Origin of the sequence: Pseudomonas corrugata, assembly GCF_001269905.1 — a bacterium.
Taxonomy (GTDB): domain Bacteria; phylum Pseudomonadota; class Gammaproteobacteria; order Pseudomonadales; family Pseudomonadaceae; genus Aquipseudomonas; species Aquipseudomonas corrugata.
Window position 1 is genome coordinate 91,206 of sequence record NZ_LHVK01000006.1, and the last position, 14,876, is coordinate 106,081.

Sequence of the window (14,876 nt, forward strand, 5' to 3'; positions counted from 1 at the left end):
GCCGTCCAGACAGACCGCTATCGCGAGCAGGCTCGCTCCCACGGGGGAGTTCATTTGCCTCGGGTCAGAGCCCCACATCCGGCAGCGCCGGTCGATTCGCCAGGGCCTTGGCCATGATCTGTTCCACATACACCCGGTCTTCTTCCGGCAGGGCCAGGCGTGGTGGGCGGGTGAGGGCGCTGCCGCGGCCGGCGATGGCTTCGCACAGCTTGATGCATTGCACCAGGTCGGCGCGGGCGTCGAGGTGCAGGATCGGCATCAGCCATTCGTAGATCGGCATCGCTTCGGCGAAACGCCCGGCGCGGGCCAGGCGGAAGATGGTTTCGCCTTCCTTCGGGAACACGTTGGACATGCCCGAGACCCAGCCTTCGGCGCCCACGGCGAGGCTTTCCAGCACCACGTCGTCGAGGCCTGCGAACAGCACAAAGCGATCACCCACTTCATTGCGCACGTCGATGAAGCGTCGGGTATCGCCGGAGGAGTCCTTGAAACACACCACGTTGTCGCAATCGGCCAGGGAAATCAGGATATCCGGGGTCACGTCGTTCTTGTAGATCGGTGGGTTGTTGTAAACCATCAGCGGCACGTCGGCATGCCGGGCGACATAGCGAAAGTGCTCGGCGGTTTCGAACGGCTTGGAGCCATAGACCAATGCTGGCATCAGCATCACACCGTCAACGCCGACCTTGCGCACCGCGTTGGCGACCTTGGCCGCCTGCACGCTGGTGAACTCGGCCACGCCGCAGATCACCGGCACCCTGCCGCGGGAGGCGTCCACCGCGACTTCGGTCACGGCGATTTTTTCTTCGGCGCTCAGCGAAGTGTTTTCCCCCACCGAACCACAGACCACCAGGCCCGAGACGCCGTCACGGATGACGTTGGAAATGACCTCATGGGTCTTGTCCAGGTTGATGGAGAAGTCTTCGTTGAATTGGGTGGTAACGGCGGGGAATACGCCGCTCCAGTTGATGCGTTTGCTCATGGGTGGTTGTCTCCGGTGGTTAATGGTTTGTGGCGAGGGGATTCATCCCCTCGCCACAAAGGGAATGTGCAAAGTCGAGAAAATCATGCGCCAGGCCACGTATCTGAAAGCCGATAGCCCTGCGGCCATGGATCAGCCGGGTCCAGCAGCAATTGATGCGTGCCGGTGATCCACGCCCGTCCGGCAATGCACGGATAGATCGCCGGGCGCCCGGCCACGTCGGTCAGCGAGTCGATGCGGCAATGGAACTCGGAGCCGATGATCGAGCGCCCGATGAACCGCTCGCCCACGTGCATCAACCCCTTGGCCTGCAGCACCGCCATGCGCGCCGAGCAACCGGTGCCGGTGGGGGAGCGGTCGATCTTGCCGGGCTGGATCACCACGGCGTTGGCGCCGGTCGCGACACCGGCTTCCATGACGATGGGCGCGGCGATCTGGCAGAACGAGATGTGCGACCAGTCTGGGTTCAGCGGATGCTCGAAACCCAGTTGCTCATTGGCGGCCCGGGTGATTTTCAGCCCGACGGCTACCAGGTCGGCGGCCTCGTCAGGGCGGATGGCAAAGCCCAGGCGCTGGGCGTCGGCGATGACGAAACTGTCGCCGCCATAGGCGGTGTCCACCTGCAGCGAGCCCAGGCCCTCGACTTCGATCCAGGCGTCGAGACGGTCGGCGAAGGAGGGCACGTTCTTGATCTCCACCCGTTGCACCTTGCCGTCGCGGCAGTCGGCGAGGGCTTCAATCAACCCGCCAGGGGCTTCGAGCACCAGGCGGGTCTGGGGTTCGGTCATGGGCAGGATGCCGCTGTCCAGCAGCACGGTGGCCACGCACAGGGAGTTGGAGCCGGACATCGGCGGCGTGTCGACCGGCTCCATGATGATCCAGGCCATCTGCGCCCGAGGGTCCTTGGCCGGCACCAGCAGGTTGACGTGGCGGAACACGCCGCCACGGGGTTCGTTGAGGACGAAGTTGCGCAGGGTCTGGTCCCGGGCGATCCAGCGCGACTGTTCCCACACGGTGGCACCGGGGGGCGGGGCGACGCCGCCGACTATCACATCGCCGACTTCGCCTTCGGCGTGGCAGCTGACGATGTGGATGATTTTTGATGAGCGCATTGGGCTGTTCCTTGTGTTGTCCGTTCCGGCCTCATCGCGAGCAGGCTCGCTCCCACAGGGTACAAATCCCATGTGGGAGCGGGCTTGCTCGCGAAGGGGTCATTGGCTATTTCACCGACTTGAGAAACGCCGCCGTCTCCCGTTGCATCGGGTTGCCGATCACCTGGTCCGGCGGCCCGATCTCATGCACCCGGCCATTGCAAAAGAACGCCACGCGGTCGGACACGTCCCGGGCGAAACGGATCTCGTGGGTCACCAGCACCATGGTCATGCCGTCCTCGGCGAGCATGCGCATGGTGTCCAGTACTTCCCCCACCAGTTGCGGGTCCAGGGCCGAGGTGGCTTCATCGAACAGCATGTAGTCCGGCGACATCGCCAGGGCCCGGGCGATGGCCATGCGCTGTTGCTGGCCGCCGGAGAGCTTGTTCGGAAAGGCCTTGAGCTTGTCCCCCAGGCCCACGTGCTCCAGCTGTTTCACCGCCAGGGCCTCGGCCTCCTGTTTGCTCTTGCCCAGCACCTTGCGCGGCGCCAGCATCACGTTCTCCAGCACGGTCAGGTGCGGGAAGGCGTTCCATTGCTGGAAGACGATGCCGATCTTCTGCCGCAAGTGATTGAGGTCGGTGGCGCGGTCATGCACCTCGACGCCGTCCACGCGAATGCTGCCTTGCTGGATCGGCTCCAGACCGTTGATGCACATCAGCAGGGTCGACTTGCCGGAACCCGAGCCACCGATGATCGACACCACTTCACCCTTGTCCACGGTGAGGCTCACACCCTTGACGACTTCCAGGTCACCGAAGGACTTGTGCACGTTCTCGATCTCAATCATTTTCCTGCCACCTTCTTTCCAGACGTGCGCCAAGGCGGGCAACCACCAGGCTCATCACGTAGTAAATGAGGCCTGCGATGCACAGCACCAACAGGGGTTCCTGAATGCGCGTGACGATGGTTTGCGAAGCACGCAGCAGTTCGACGATGCCGATCCACATCACCAGCGCGGTATCCTTCATCACCCCGAGTATCAGGTTCAGCCAGCCGGGAAAGGCTACGCGCGTGGCAATCGGCAGGACGATGAAGCGCAGGTCCTGCAGGTAGCTCAAGCCCAGGGAGCGGCTGGCCCGTCGGGTGCTCAGCGGCACCGCCAGCACCCCGCCACGGACGATTTCGGTGAAGTACGCGGCGGCGTAGACCCCGAGCACGATGCAGCCGACGGCGAAGGCGCTGAGGTTCAGGCCGACGATGCTCTTGAGCGAGTTGAACAGCACGAACTGGATCAGCAACGGCACGCTGCGAAACACGTCCAGGATCCAGGCCAGTGGCAGGCTGGCACGGGGCAACAGCGCCCGGAGCAGGCCGCACAGCAACCCGGCCAGGGTGCCGAGCAGGATCGACCAGGCGGTCAACTGCAGCGTGACCCAGGCCCCCTCGAGCAAGAACAACAGGTCGTTAACGGTGAGGCTTGTTGCAAACATGACCAACCCTCAGTAGCGGAACAGGCGCCAGGACAACAGTCGGGCGAGCCCGACGATGAGCTTGGCGATCAGGTAATACAGCGCGGCCGCGAGGGCGAAGTATTCGAAGGTGCGGAACGTCTTGACGTTGTATTCCTGGGTCACCCCGGTAAGGTCGTTGTTCAGGCCGACCACCACCCCCAGTGAGGTCATCAGCACTGCCCAGACCATCTGGTTGGTCAGCGGGTAGAACACGATGCGCAGCAGTTGCGGGACGATGATCATCCGATAGGCCTGGAACGCGCTCATGCCTAGAGAGCGGGCGGCGCGCATCTGCGTCCCGGGCACTGCCTTGAGGCCTCCGCGAAAGTTCTCCGCCAGGTAGCCGGCATTGTTGAAGGTGATCCCGGCCAGCAAGGCCAGCCAGGAACTGACGTGCAGGCCGAGGGAGCCGAGGCCGAAGTAGAGGATGTAGATCTGGAACAGCGACGGTGTGTTGCGGGCGATGGACACCCAACCGTTTCCGATACCGCGCAGCACTGGATGACGCGCCTGGCGCATGACCGTCAGCACTAGGGCGATCAGCACGCCGAAGATCATCGACAGCGCCGCGGTCTCGAACGTGACCCAGGCCCCGGCGAGCATGTCGGGCAACGCGCGCAGGGCCGGGCGCCATTGGAAGCTGTAGTCAAACATGGAAGGGGTTCCCCTGGCGGGTGGCAGGTTGCAGCCAGAGCGGCGGCTGACCAGTGGCGGAGGCGTTGCACGCGGCGTCGACGCAGGCCGCGAGGCTGGCGAAGTGCACCCCGCGTCCCACCAGACCGGGCGCGTAATGAGCGTATTTGCCGGAGTTGGTCATCAGGGTGATGGCAGCGGGTGGGATGACCGGTTCGCCCAGCATGCACCAGCAGGTGTCGGTCACCAGCGTCGCGCCGAAGGCTTCGATGGCGTCCAGGTGACCTGCCAGGCGGGCCTGCTCCAGTACTGCTCGGCCGCAGGTGATGGCCAACACCACGCCCGGGTGCTTGCTCCGGCTGGCGCAGAGCGAAGCCAGGGTTGCAAATTCGCTGAGGGAAAAGTGCGGGTTGCCCAGGGAGACCACGTCCACCCGGTTGTCCCGGGCGCTGTTGAGTTCGCGCCAACTGGCAAGCAGGCCCGCAGCATCGACCGTTTCCACCTGCGTCGGACAGTCTGCTGCCACGGCATTGACCGGCTCGAGGGCTTCCGGCGTCACCCCGGCGAAGTGGAACAATGGCGCGGCACTGGTGGTGGCGAAAGCAGCGCCGAAGGCCTTCAGGTCATCCAGAGTGGGCGCGGCGTGCTCCAGACCGCGTATCAAAGGGATACGCCGGCCCGTCAGGCTGCCGATGTGATAGCCCAGCAGCGGATAGAAACTGTCGTCGACGTCGCCCAATCCCTGCACGTCGACGATCAGCCTGGCCTTGCGCGGGTCGTCCAGGTGACAGCCGGTCAAGGGTGCCCGGCCGCACAAGGCGATACAGATATCCAGGAAGTCCGGGTACTTCTGCGTGCGAGCCCCGAGCACACTGTTGGCGTAGACCACCGCGTTGGACTCGGCCCAGACGATCTGCTCGCCGGCCTTGGGCGCGGTGTCCAGCAGATACGGCGCGCAAGTGAAGCTCAACTGCGCGCCCATCGCCATGTAGGCATCGCCCAGGGCACTGGCCGGTTCACCCAGGGTCGGGTCTACGCCCAGTTCACGCCAGCGGCGCTGGTCCACGGAAATGGAATTGAGGGTGGTGGGTACGCGCACTTTTGCGTCCCACTGCACCAGTTGCTCGGCAAAGCGCAGGCTGGCCGGGCCGGTGTAGATGCAACCGTCGATGTGGGCTTGGGTCACGTCCAACAGCTGCGTGGCTCCCTGGATTTCGGCCATGCGCAGTACGATTTGCATGGCTACCTGGGCGGCCTTGCCATGGCTGCCGTCGAGCAGTGCCCGGTCCTGTTCGGTGAGGTTGACCGTAGACGGCGTGGGCGGCTGCAAGGGGATGTCGGCCCCATACCAATGATCGTTGGGGCGACGGCCGGACAAGGTCAGGCAATTGCCTTCGACGCGCACAAAACCCTGGCCGCGCAAGCTGTCGAAGGCTTCACGACCGATCTGCACGACCGGCAGGGAACGCTGGAAAATCAACTGCGCCACCAGCACGCCCAAGGTCAGGATCTCGTCCGTTTCGGCCAGCACCAGCGCTGCGGGTGCATGGCCGTTACTGATTAGCTCCATCAAGACGCTGCTGCCGGTGCATGAGCCGCGTCCGCTGGGAATTGCCAGCACGCGCCCGGCCAGACGCTCGCCGCTGAGCGGGTGATGCCGGTCGATGATTTCACCGCTGGACGGATCCACACCGCCCCAGAAACTCAAGCCCACATCGGCAAAGAGCAGGGCGCCCTGGGCGGCACCCTCCACCAGACTGCGGCCCATGACGCGGACAGGCGTACTTGGCATGCCGCGATCCTCAGTAATAGACCTGGGGAACGGTCAGGTCGGCCGGCGGGATATCGGTGCCGACCCATTTGACGAACAGCTCTTTGTAACGGCCGGTGCGCACCTGTTGGTTGACGAACAGGTTGAGGTAGTTGATCAGGCCGAACTCGCTACGCTTGGCGCCGAGGGACACATAGTCGATGACATAAGGCGCGTCACCGGCGATCTTCAGGTTTTTGTATTTGCCCGACTTGATGGTTGCGGCCGCCACGGTATTGGTCACCACCGTCGCGTCGATGTGCCCTTGGGCGACGGCCAGCAGCGTGTCGTTCTGCGACTGGTAGGCACGGAAACTGCCGCTGCCCCAGTTCTTCTGGTCTTTCTCCAGGGCGATGGCTTCGTAGGTGCCGCTGGTATTGCCCACGGCCTTGCCCTTGAGGTCGGCGAAGCTGTTGATGCCGGTGTTGTCGCGGGTCAGCACCACCATCTGGAAGGCGAAGTAGGGCACGGTCAGGCCAACCGTCTTGGCTCGCTCCAGGGTGTCGGAGGTGGAGGCGACGATGACATCGGCACGCCCGGAAATCAGCGCCGGGATCCGGTCCGGGAACGGCGTTTCCACCACTTCGGCATCTACCCCCAGGACCTTCGCCAGATCATGACAGTAGTCCACGTCGAAGCCCGCCGGTTTGTTGCTTTCGTCACGAAAACCCATCGGCGGGAAGTCCAGGGTCACGGCGCAGCGCAGCTTGCCGGAGCCGATGATGTCATCGAGCTTGTCGGCATAGGCGGGGGTGATGAACAGAGGTGCCAGGACGACACTTAACGCTACGGCCAATGCAGGGTTTTTCATAAATGCCTCGCTGTCGAATAAATGCGGTGAGATATCGTATTGAGGATTTCGTATACGATATTAGATAAGCAATCGGCGTGCCTGTCTGGCGAACTTCTCGCTTTCATGGGTAATCCATTGATTACAAAGCAGTAATAAGAAGCGTGGGCGCGAAAGGTGCCAATGGCCGTTTCAGTCAGGTGTTACAGATGGGAGCACTGGGCGCTCCGGCGCCCTGTAAGGGAACAGAATTCAGTGCCGGTTTTCCCGATATTGGCTCGGCGACAGGCTGGTCAGGGCCCGGAACTGGCGACTGAACGCGCTGTGGTCGGTGTAGCCGCAGCGCAAGGCGATGTCGGTGATGGGCAGGTCCTGGTCCAGCAGCAGGCGCGAGGCTTCTTCCAGCCGGGCCTTGTGGATCATTTGCCGGGGCGTGAGCTGGAAGATGCGTTTGCAGTGCCGCTCCAGTTGGGCCACCGACAATCCGGCGATGGCGGTCAGTTCGGCAAGGCTGATAGGGCGGGAGAAGTGGCTCTTGATGTAGGCATCCACCGCCGCCAGTTTCTGGAACGCCGGGTGGCTGGACTGAGGCAGTTGCAGATCCCGTGAGATGCCGGCCAGGCCGACGATCTGGCCGTTGGGCTCGCGCAGGGCGATTTTATGGGTCAGGCACCACACAGGTTGATTGCCGTAGTACAGGTGGAGTTCGAGTTGGTCGGCCAGCTCCCGACCGCTGGCCAGCACCCGTCGATCCTGTTCGGTGTACAGCGGGCCGAAACGCTCGGGGAATACTTGCTCAGCGGTGAGGCCCAACAGATCGCTGCTGTGCTTGAAGCCACAGCGCCGGGCCAGGGTCTGGTTGACGAAGGCGTAGCGGGCCTGGGTGTCCTTGATGAAGAACACCACGTCCGCGAGGGTGTCGAGCAGCGGTGCGATGGATTGCAGGCTGTGGAGCAGGGTGTCCAGGTCGCAGGGGGGGAAGGAGGTGAGCGAGGGATACATGGGGTTGGCATCATCTCGGGTGGTGGCAAGGGTTGCGCAAGAGTAGCAGCTGAATGATCGGCCAACTCATGTGGGAGCGAGCCTGCTCGCGATAGCGGTGTGTCAGCAACCTATCGGTATCTGATAAAGCGCTATCGCGAGCAGGCTCGCTCCCACAAGCAGCCGCGCTTATGCAGCCTATGTGGGCGGGGTTTCTTCCAGCCCCAGCAAGGTTTCGATCCGCGCCGGGCTGAACGGCGGGCGTGGGGTGGGTGGCGTCCAGTCGAACAGATACTCCAGGGCGGCGCCGCAGACCCGGCCCTGGCACGCGCCCATGCCACAACGGCTGGCGAGCTTGGCTTCGCGCCAGCTCACGTGGCCGATCAGGTCGCCATAGGGTACGTCTTCGCACCGACAGACCAAGGTGTCGGCACGGGCCAGAGACTTGAGTCGCCCATCGAGGGCGAAGGCCTTGTTCAGTGTCCGGGCGAAACCCTGCCAGCGTTCCCGACGCGGCCACAGGCGTTGGGCGAGCGCGGTATCGCCGACCGCCGCGTGACCGGCGATGGCGCCTTCCACCAGCGCCAGTTCGCTGCCCCCGAAACCGGTGCATTCGCCCGCGGCGTAATGGTCCTGGCGGCTCGTTGCCTGCCACGCATCCACCGCGAGGGCATTCTCGGCAAGCTCGCAGCCCAGGGCCTGGCCGAGCTGGATATTGGGGATGAGCCCGAAGCCACAAGCCAATCGATCACAAGCCAACTCGACGATCTTGCCCTGTTGCAGTAGACGGACGCCTTCGAGTCGCTCCCGTCCCAAGGCCTCCAGCACATGGCTGCCGGTACGATAATGCCGGTCGAACAGGCCGAACCCTTGCAGGAATTTGCCCGGCCAGCGCGGCAATTGCGCGGCGAAACCGGCCACGGCGGCACGGCCGGCCTGCTCGGCCACCCGTAGCACGCGGGCACCCTGGTGCCTGGCCGTGGCCGCGCTGGCCAGCAGCAGCGGCCCACTCCCGGCGATCACCAGGCGTTCCTCCCGCACCGGCAGGCCTGCCTTGATCAGTGCCTGCAAGCCGCCGGCACCGGTAACGCCGGGCAGGGTCCAACCGGGGAAGGGCAGCAGCAACTCCCGGGCGCCGGTGCACAGGATCAGGCGCTGGTAGGTGATCTGCCAACCGCGCTCGGCATTCTCTACCAATAGGGTTTTATCGGCGGCGCAAGCGATCACCCGGGTGCCGGCATGGCAGCGCACATTGGCGCAGGTCTGCAACCGCTCACGCAGGCGGCGTGCCGCGCTGGGCAGACTGGCCTGGGGGCCGTCGCGCCAGATCTGCCCCCCAGGCAACGGGTTGTCGTCCAGCAGCACGATAGACGCGCCGCGGCTGGCCGCAGCCAGGGCGGCGGCCATGCCGGCGGGGCCGGCGCCGATGATCAGCAGGTCGGTGGTTTCGTTCATGGTCGGGTCTGCACGTGCATGCCGTCGCGGCACAGGGTCTGGCAAGCCAGGCGGCGCTGGCCGTCGATTGTTACCCGACATTCCTGGCAAATACCCATGCCGCACAAGGGCGCACGTCGCTGGCCGCTGACCGAGGTGCGACTGCAACCGTCCGCGCCCAGGGCCAGGGCGGCGGCGACACTGGTGCCGTGGGTGACCGTGAGGGGGCGGCCGTCCAGGAATAATTCAGGCATCGGGAGGATTCCAATATGAAACCGTGGCGAGGGGATTTATCCCCGTTGGGCTGCGCAGCAGCCCCTCTGGATTACCCTGACACATCGAGTAGCCAGACTTCAGGGCCGCTACGCGCCCCAACGGGGATTTAGCTGACATACACAGGTTCTCCCAGAAAACGCTGCGGCAGATAGGCCTGAGGGGCCAGTGGCGAGGCTTCGTTGAACAACTGCGCCACCAGCAAGTCAGCCGTCGCGGGGGCCGTTGTGACTCCCAGTCCTTCATGCCCCACCGCCAGCCACAGGCCCTTGCGTTGCGGGTGCTGTCCCACCAGCGGCAGGCCATCGGGGCTGGCGGCGCGGAAGCCGGTCCAGGCGCGGATGCCGTTGAGTTGTGCCAACCCGGGCATGTAGTCGACGGCGCGCTTGAGCATCTTCGCCAGCATCCAGCCTTCCACTTGCGGGTCGACGGTGCCGAACTGCCGCGAGGCGCCGATGAACAGTTGCCCGGTGGGACGGGGCTGGATATTGCAGGCCACCGACGGACCGCTGGCGTTGTGGGCGCTGGTGACATAACCCAGTTCGACCAGGGTGTGGGTAATAGCGGCGGGGTAGCGATCGGTAATCAGCAGATGGCCTTTCTTTGGCTCGATCGGCAGCTCCGGGCACAGCTCGGTGGCCTGGATGCCGTTGGCGAGAATCACCGCCTCGGCCCTCAACCAGCGACCATCGTCCAAACGTACACGCGGGCCGTCCACTTCGGCGACTTGTGCCCGCTGCTGGCGGATGTGCGGGCCGCTCAGCATCCAGCGGGCCGCAGCGGGCGCATAGAGGATGCCGTCACCTTTGATCAGCAGGCCACCTTCCAGGCCTTCGCGCAGCTCGGGTTCGCGTTGGCGCAAGGCCCCGCGTCCGATCAGTTCGCAGTCTTCTCCATGAGCCAGCAGATTCAGGTACTTGCTGTTGGCTACCGCCATTTCCTGCGCATTGGCCGCCAACCACAAGGTGCCGTTATTGCGCCATGCGCAGTCTTCGGGCAGGACGTGCGCCAACTCGCGCCAGCGCTGCAGGGAGTATTGACTGAGGGCCAGTTCAGCCGGATTGTCGTCCAACACCAGCAGATGCCCCATGCCGGCCGCCGTCGCGCCGTGCCAGCCGGCGTCGAGCACCACCACCTTCAATCCACGCAGGGACAAGGCCCGGGCACAGGCTGCACCGATGATGCCGGCACCGATGACGATCACGTCGGCGATCAGGCCCTCGGTCACAGGCGAATGCCCCAGGCGAACGGGTCATCCGCTTCGATGATCAGCGTGGCTTCGGCGCTGATATAGGCGCGGCCGCGAATCGTCGGCACGATGCGCTCGCCCGCCTGCTCATAAGCGCCTTCGAACTCGCTGCCGATCACGCTGGCCTGACGCCAGGTCTGGCCGGGTTGCAGCTTGCCGTCCGCAGCCAGGCACGCCAGCTTGGCGCTGGTGCCGGTGCCGCAAGGGGAGCGATCGTAGGCCTTGCCGGGGCAGAGTACGAAGTTGCGGCTGTCGGCTTGTGGGTCGTCGGCGAACAGTTCGATGTGATCGATCAGCCCGCCGTCCTCGCCACGAAAGCCTTGCTGCTCCAGCGCTTGCTGCACGGCGTAGGTGTAGGCAGTCAATGCGTCGAGGTTGTCGCTCGCCACTCGCTGGCCGTGGTCGGCGATAAGGAAGAACCAGTTGCCGCCCCAGGCCACATCGCCTTCCACAGGGCCGATACCGGGTACTTCCAGGCGCAGCGCCTCACGGTAACGATAGGCGGGCACGTTGCGCACGCTGACCGAACGATCCTCATGCAAGGTGGCCTGGACGGTGCCCACCGGGGTTTCGATGCGATGCACGCCCGGGCCGATCCGCCCCAGGTGAGCCAGCGAGGCCACCAGGCCGATGGTGCCGTGGCCGCACATGCCCAGGTAACCACTGTTGTTGAAGAAGATCACCCCCGCACAGGCACTTGGGTCGACCGGTTCACAGAGCAGCGCGCCCACCAGCACGTCGCTGCCCCGGGGTTCCAGCACGCAGGCGGCACGCCAGGCATCATGCTGCGAGGCCAGGCGCTGCCTGCGCTCGGCCATGCTGCCCTGGCCGAGATCGGGAAAACCGTCGATGACCAGTCGGGTCGGCTCACCGCCGGTGTGGGAATCGATCACAGTGATGCGCTTCATGGGACCACTTCCGTTCAGATAAGTGAGCGCAAGCGTGGCCCGCAACAGGGGGTAGCGGCTTGATGGTTTTATCTGTTGCCCATGACGAAATCGGCACAGCGCGGCGCGGCACTCATCAGTCGGACGCGTATCTCCACTGCCACTCGATGTGTTCTGTATTGATGCCCAGGGCCTCGAACTTTTCCGCCACGTAGCGCAGGCAGGCACCTCCGTCGGGGCGGTAGTGCCCGGAGGCATCGTTGACCATGGCAATCACATGTTCCATGCGATGTTCCCTGATCCTGAATTCCCCCGCGCACATGACGGGCCTGCCACTGCCGAGTTGGCTATGCCTGATGTAGTTGGCCCGATCCGCGTGTTCCCAGCGTTTATAGATAATGGAATTCTCGGGGGTATAGACCCAGGTGTAGCTATTGGACTGGTCGTTGGGAGAGAGCATTTCACTGGTCTGCGATTTCAGTTGATTGCCGATCAACTTGCCATCCCACATACCCACCAGTTGACCGACGCCGTCGATTTTCGACGGGTCATAGCAACGCCAGTGCATGAGATCGCCGATGAAGGGCATCCACCTGATCGGGTAGGTCTGAGCGTTGAGATCAACCGATCGATGGTCGGAATTCATCCAGTCGGAAAAATGCACATGGCCCGACCATACGGCCAGCAAGTGCGAGGAGGAATTCCTGAGCCAACGGTGCACCTGTTTGAAGGACAGGTTGGTGTAGATGTCATTGGCCTTGATCAGCACGGATTCCAGTTCCCAGTCATCGGTGGCGATCGGGTGGGCTTCGGGCCTCTGGTAGAAGGTCACGCCGTCGATTTCGGACAATGAGATCCGGGGGCGGCCGAACAGTCTGGGCAGGTCGATTTCCACCGTGATGGTCTGTCCGACTCGCGGGGCTTCACAGAATAATTGCATCTGGCTGAGGGGGCCCATGGACACATACAGGGTGTCGTCGGTGCCAGCCCAATGTTCATTGGTGATCGAGGCTGTCACCGTCAGGGTGTCTACAATGGTGTCGGTCATGATTGAAGGTGCGTTCTATCTCTGATTAAGAAGTCACCGATTCTGGCGCCGCATGGCAGGACCCTGGTGGTACATATGTATGCGCGCAAAAAAAATGCCGGGTCGCTCAGAGCCCCGGCATTGTCTTTTAGCGATCAGCTTCAATGGCTGGAAGGCAGGAACTCGAACAGCGTCTTGCAGACGCCGGCAATGTGCTCATCCAGCAGTTTCACCGCCCGTTCAACATCACCGGCACGGCAGGCATCGAGGATTTCCCGGTGCTCGTGATCGGCGCGTTCCTTGCCGGCCGACAGGCTCATCTGCATGCGCAGGTAACGCTCCAGCTTGTCGTGGACCGAGCGGATCAGGCCGACCAGGAAGGGGCGTTGTGCCGGCTCGTAGAGGCAGGCGTGCAACTGCCAGTTGAGCTCGGCCCAACGCCCGACGTCGTCCTCGCCGATGAACTCGCGGCAGATTGCCTCGGCGCGAGCGAACGTGTCTTCGGTCATGTTGGGAATCGCCAGGCGCAGCACTTTATCCTCCAGCAGCATCCGCACTTCGAACATCTGCGCCAGCTCCACCTCGGAAATCCGCGTGACCATCGCGCCGCGATTACGCTGGAACATCACCAGCCCCTCGGCCTCCAGCCGCTTGAGGGCTTCGCGCACGGGGATCTTGCTGACGTTGAACTGACGGGCGATATCGTCCTGGCGAATCGGCTCGTCCTCGGCAAAATGCCCGGCCACGATGGCTTCGCGCAGGTGACGGGTAATGATTTCCGAAGTAGAAGGGGTGTTGCCCAGGTCGGGCAGGTTGAACTTGGATAAAGTCACGGCGGCGGGTCGGTGGCTGAGTTGGGGATATGGTATACGACTTGGCGGAGGTGGTGTCTCGGATCTTGACGCTACCCTCCAGACGAGTGAACCCTTGTGGCGAGGGGATGAATCCCCTCGCCACAAGGGGGATGTGTCAGCCGTGGGACATGCGGGTGACATACGCCTCTGTCCGCACGATGACCCATCCCGTCACCAACGCACCCAGCGACAGCGCCACCCCAAACAGGACCAACGCCACATCGGCGCCGAATCGGTCAGCCAAAAGGCCTGTGACCACCACCGGAATGCTGAACCCGACGTACGCAAACAGGAAGAACCCGGCGCTGACCCGGGCCTTTTCCAGGCCGGCCATTGCGGTGATCGCCGATAACCCGCCCAGGTAGAGAAAACCGTAGCATGCGCTGCTGGCTCCCAGCGCCCCAAGCAGCACCGCGATCAGCGAACCGGTGCTCGCCCCCCAGGCCAGCAGCACATAACTCAAGGGCAGCACCAGCAAGCCAAACCCGGTGGCCCTGGCCGGTTGCATGCGGCGCACCCACGGCTGGAACAGCAACCCGCAACTGATCACGGTGAAGGTCGACAGGCCCGACCATTGCTGCAGGTCGTGGCGTGCCAACACCGAGGGCAGTATCGCGATGACCAGGCCCGAGGTTGCCCAGGCCAGCAACATGGAGAAGCCGTAGGGCAAGCTGCCGCTGGGGAACAGCGGCAGGCGCAGCATCGGTGCCCGAGGCGTTCTGGCGGCAGGGTCGGGCAGCCTGGAAACCACGATGAGCGCGATACTGGCCAGGAGTAATTGCAGCAAGAAACTGCCGGGCACGACACTTTGATGGGCGAACAGGAAAAGACTGGTCAAGGCCGCCCCCAGGCCGAAGCCAAGGGACGTACTGGCGGTGATCCGATTGGCAGCAGAGCGGGTATCGCTGCCCGCCATCAGTTCGGTCATATAGGCCGTCGACGTCGCCGAGGCCAAGCCCGTGCCCACGCCCATCATCAGCCGCGCCAGACCCAGCGCGACAAGGTTCGGCCAGATCGAAGTGATGACCGTCGCCAGCATCGACAAACCCAGCGCCAGCAGTATCAGGGGCCGGCGTCCGACCCGGTCGGCCAGCCCGCCGAAGGCCAGCAGCACCGGCAGCACCCCCAGCACATAACACGAGAACGCAACCGCTGTTGCGCCGGCCCCGTAGCCGGACGCCTGGGCGTAGGTGGTGTACAGCGGCGCCTGCAAGTTGACCGCGAGGGTGATCAGGCAAAGACCGAAAGCCAGTCCCCACGAATGTCGATGCTGTGCGTTCAAGCGTATTCCCCGGAAGTCCGATGAGTAGTCGTCCAGCGGACTATTACCGCCTGGCTTCACGGGAACAAG

15 protein-coding genes are annotated in these 14,876 nt (G+C 63.8%); all 15 read right to left on the reverse strand.

From position 1 onward, the window contains the following. Window positions 1-64: 64 nt before the first annotated feature. Window positions 65-982 carry a dihydrodipicolinate synthase family protein gene (locus tag AD665_RS08590; protein WP_053191731.1) on the reverse strand — a complete coding sequence of 306 codons (918 nt, stop codon included), beginning with the start codon at window positions 980-982 and terminating at the stop codon, window positions 65-67. Between the two features lie 83 nt (window positions 983-1,065). Continuing rightward, window positions 1,066-2,094 carry a trans-3-hydroxy-L-proline dehydratase gene (locus AD665_RS08595; RefSeq protein ID WP_053191733.1) on the reverse strand — a complete coding sequence of 343 codons (1,029 nt, stop codon included), beginning with the start codon at window positions 2,092-2,094 and terminating at the stop codon, window positions 1,066-1,068. 106 nt (window positions 2,095-2,200) lie between these two features. After that, window positions 2,201-2,923, reverse strand: a complete 723-nt coding sequence (locus tag AD665_RS08600) for an amino acid ABC transporter ATP-binding protein (RefSeq protein WP_024777747.1) — start codon at window positions 2,921-2,923, stop codon at window positions 2,201-2,203. Then, window positions 2,916-3,566 (reverse strand): amino acid ABC transporter permease, encoded by a 651-nt coding sequence (locus tag AD665_RS08605; protein WP_053191735.1) that lies wholly within the window; start codon window positions 3,564-3,566, stop codon window positions 2,916-2,918. The genes AD665_RS08600 and AD665_RS08605 overlap by 8 nt, the downstream gene beginning before the upstream one ends. A gap of 9 nt (window positions 3,567-3,575) precedes the next feature. Then, entirely contained in the window at window positions 3,576-4,241 is a 666-nt protein-coding gene (locus AD665_RS08610; protein WP_024777745.1) for an amino acid ABC transporter permease, read from the reverse strand. After that, window positions 4,234-6,012 carry a cis-3-hydroxy-L-proline dehydratase gene (gene lhpI / locus AD665_RS08615; protein WP_053191737.1) on the reverse strand — a complete coding sequence of 593 codons (1,779 nt, stop codon included), beginning with the start codon at window positions 6,010-6,012 and terminating at the stop codon, window positions 4,234-4,236. Before lhpI ends, AD665_RS08610 begins: the two co-directional genes overlap by 8 nt. Window positions 6,013-6,022: 10 nt before the next feature. Further along, complete coding sequence (locus AD665_RS08620) at window positions 6,023-6,841, reverse strand: ABC transporter substrate-binding protein (RefSeq protein WP_024777743.1); 819 nt, start codon at window positions 6,839-6,841, stop codon at window positions 6,023-6,025. A 231-nt stretch (window positions 6,842-7,072) separates the two neighbouring features. Then, complete coding sequence (locus AD665_RS08625) at window positions 7,073-7,822, reverse strand: AraC family transcriptional regulator (RefSeq protein WP_024777742.1); 750 nt, start codon at window positions 7,820-7,822, stop codon at window positions 7,073-7,075. Between the two features lie 177 nt (window positions 7,823-7,999). After that, a complete protein-coding gene (locus tag AD665_RS08630; protein ID WP_053191740.1) occupies window positions 8,000-9,256 on the reverse strand; it encodes an NAD(P)/FAD-dependent oxidoreductase in 1,257 nt (418 codons plus the stop codon). After that, window positions 9,253-9,489: a 2Fe-2S iron-sulfur cluster-binding protein gene (locus AD665_RS08635; protein ID WP_024777740.1), complete on the reverse strand. Its 237-nt coding sequence runs from the start codon at window positions 9,487-9,489 to the stop codon at window positions 9,253-9,255. Before AD665_RS08635 ends, AD665_RS08630 begins: the two co-directional genes overlap by 4 nt. A gap of 128 nt (window positions 9,490-9,617) precedes the next feature. Continuing rightward, window positions 9,618-10,736, reverse strand: a complete 1,119-nt coding sequence (locus tag AD665_RS08640; protein WP_053191742.1) for an NAD(P)/FAD-dependent oxidoreductase — start codon at window positions 10,734-10,736, stop codon at window positions 9,618-9,620. Continuing rightward, window positions 10,733-11,665, reverse strand: coding sequence for a 4-hydroxyproline epimerase (locus tag AD665_RS08645; protein ID WP_053191744.1), 933 nt, complete (start codon window positions 11,663-11,665; stop codon window positions 10,733-10,735). Before AD665_RS08645 ends, AD665_RS08640 begins: the two co-directional genes overlap by 4 nt. 115 nt (window positions 11,666-11,780) lie before the next feature. Further along, window positions 11,781-12,692 (reverse strand): hypothetical protein, encoded by a 912-nt coding sequence (locus AD665_RS08650; RefSeq protein WP_053191745.1) that lies wholly within the window; start codon window positions 12,690-12,692, stop codon window positions 11,781-11,783. A 140-nt stretch (window positions 12,693-12,832) separates the two neighbouring features. Then, window positions 12,833-13,504, reverse strand: a complete 672-nt coding sequence (locus AD665_RS08655) for a GntR family transcriptional regulator (protein ID WP_024777736.1) — start codon at window positions 13,502-13,504, stop codon at window positions 12,833-12,835. A gap of 136 nt (window positions 13,505-13,640) precedes the next feature. Further along, window positions 13,641-14,807, reverse strand: coding sequence for an MFS transporter (locus AD665_RS08660; RefSeq protein WP_024777735.1), 1,167 nt, complete (start codon window positions 14,805-14,807; stop codon window positions 13,641-13,643). Between the last annotated feature and the right edge of the window lie 69 nt (window positions 14,808-14,876).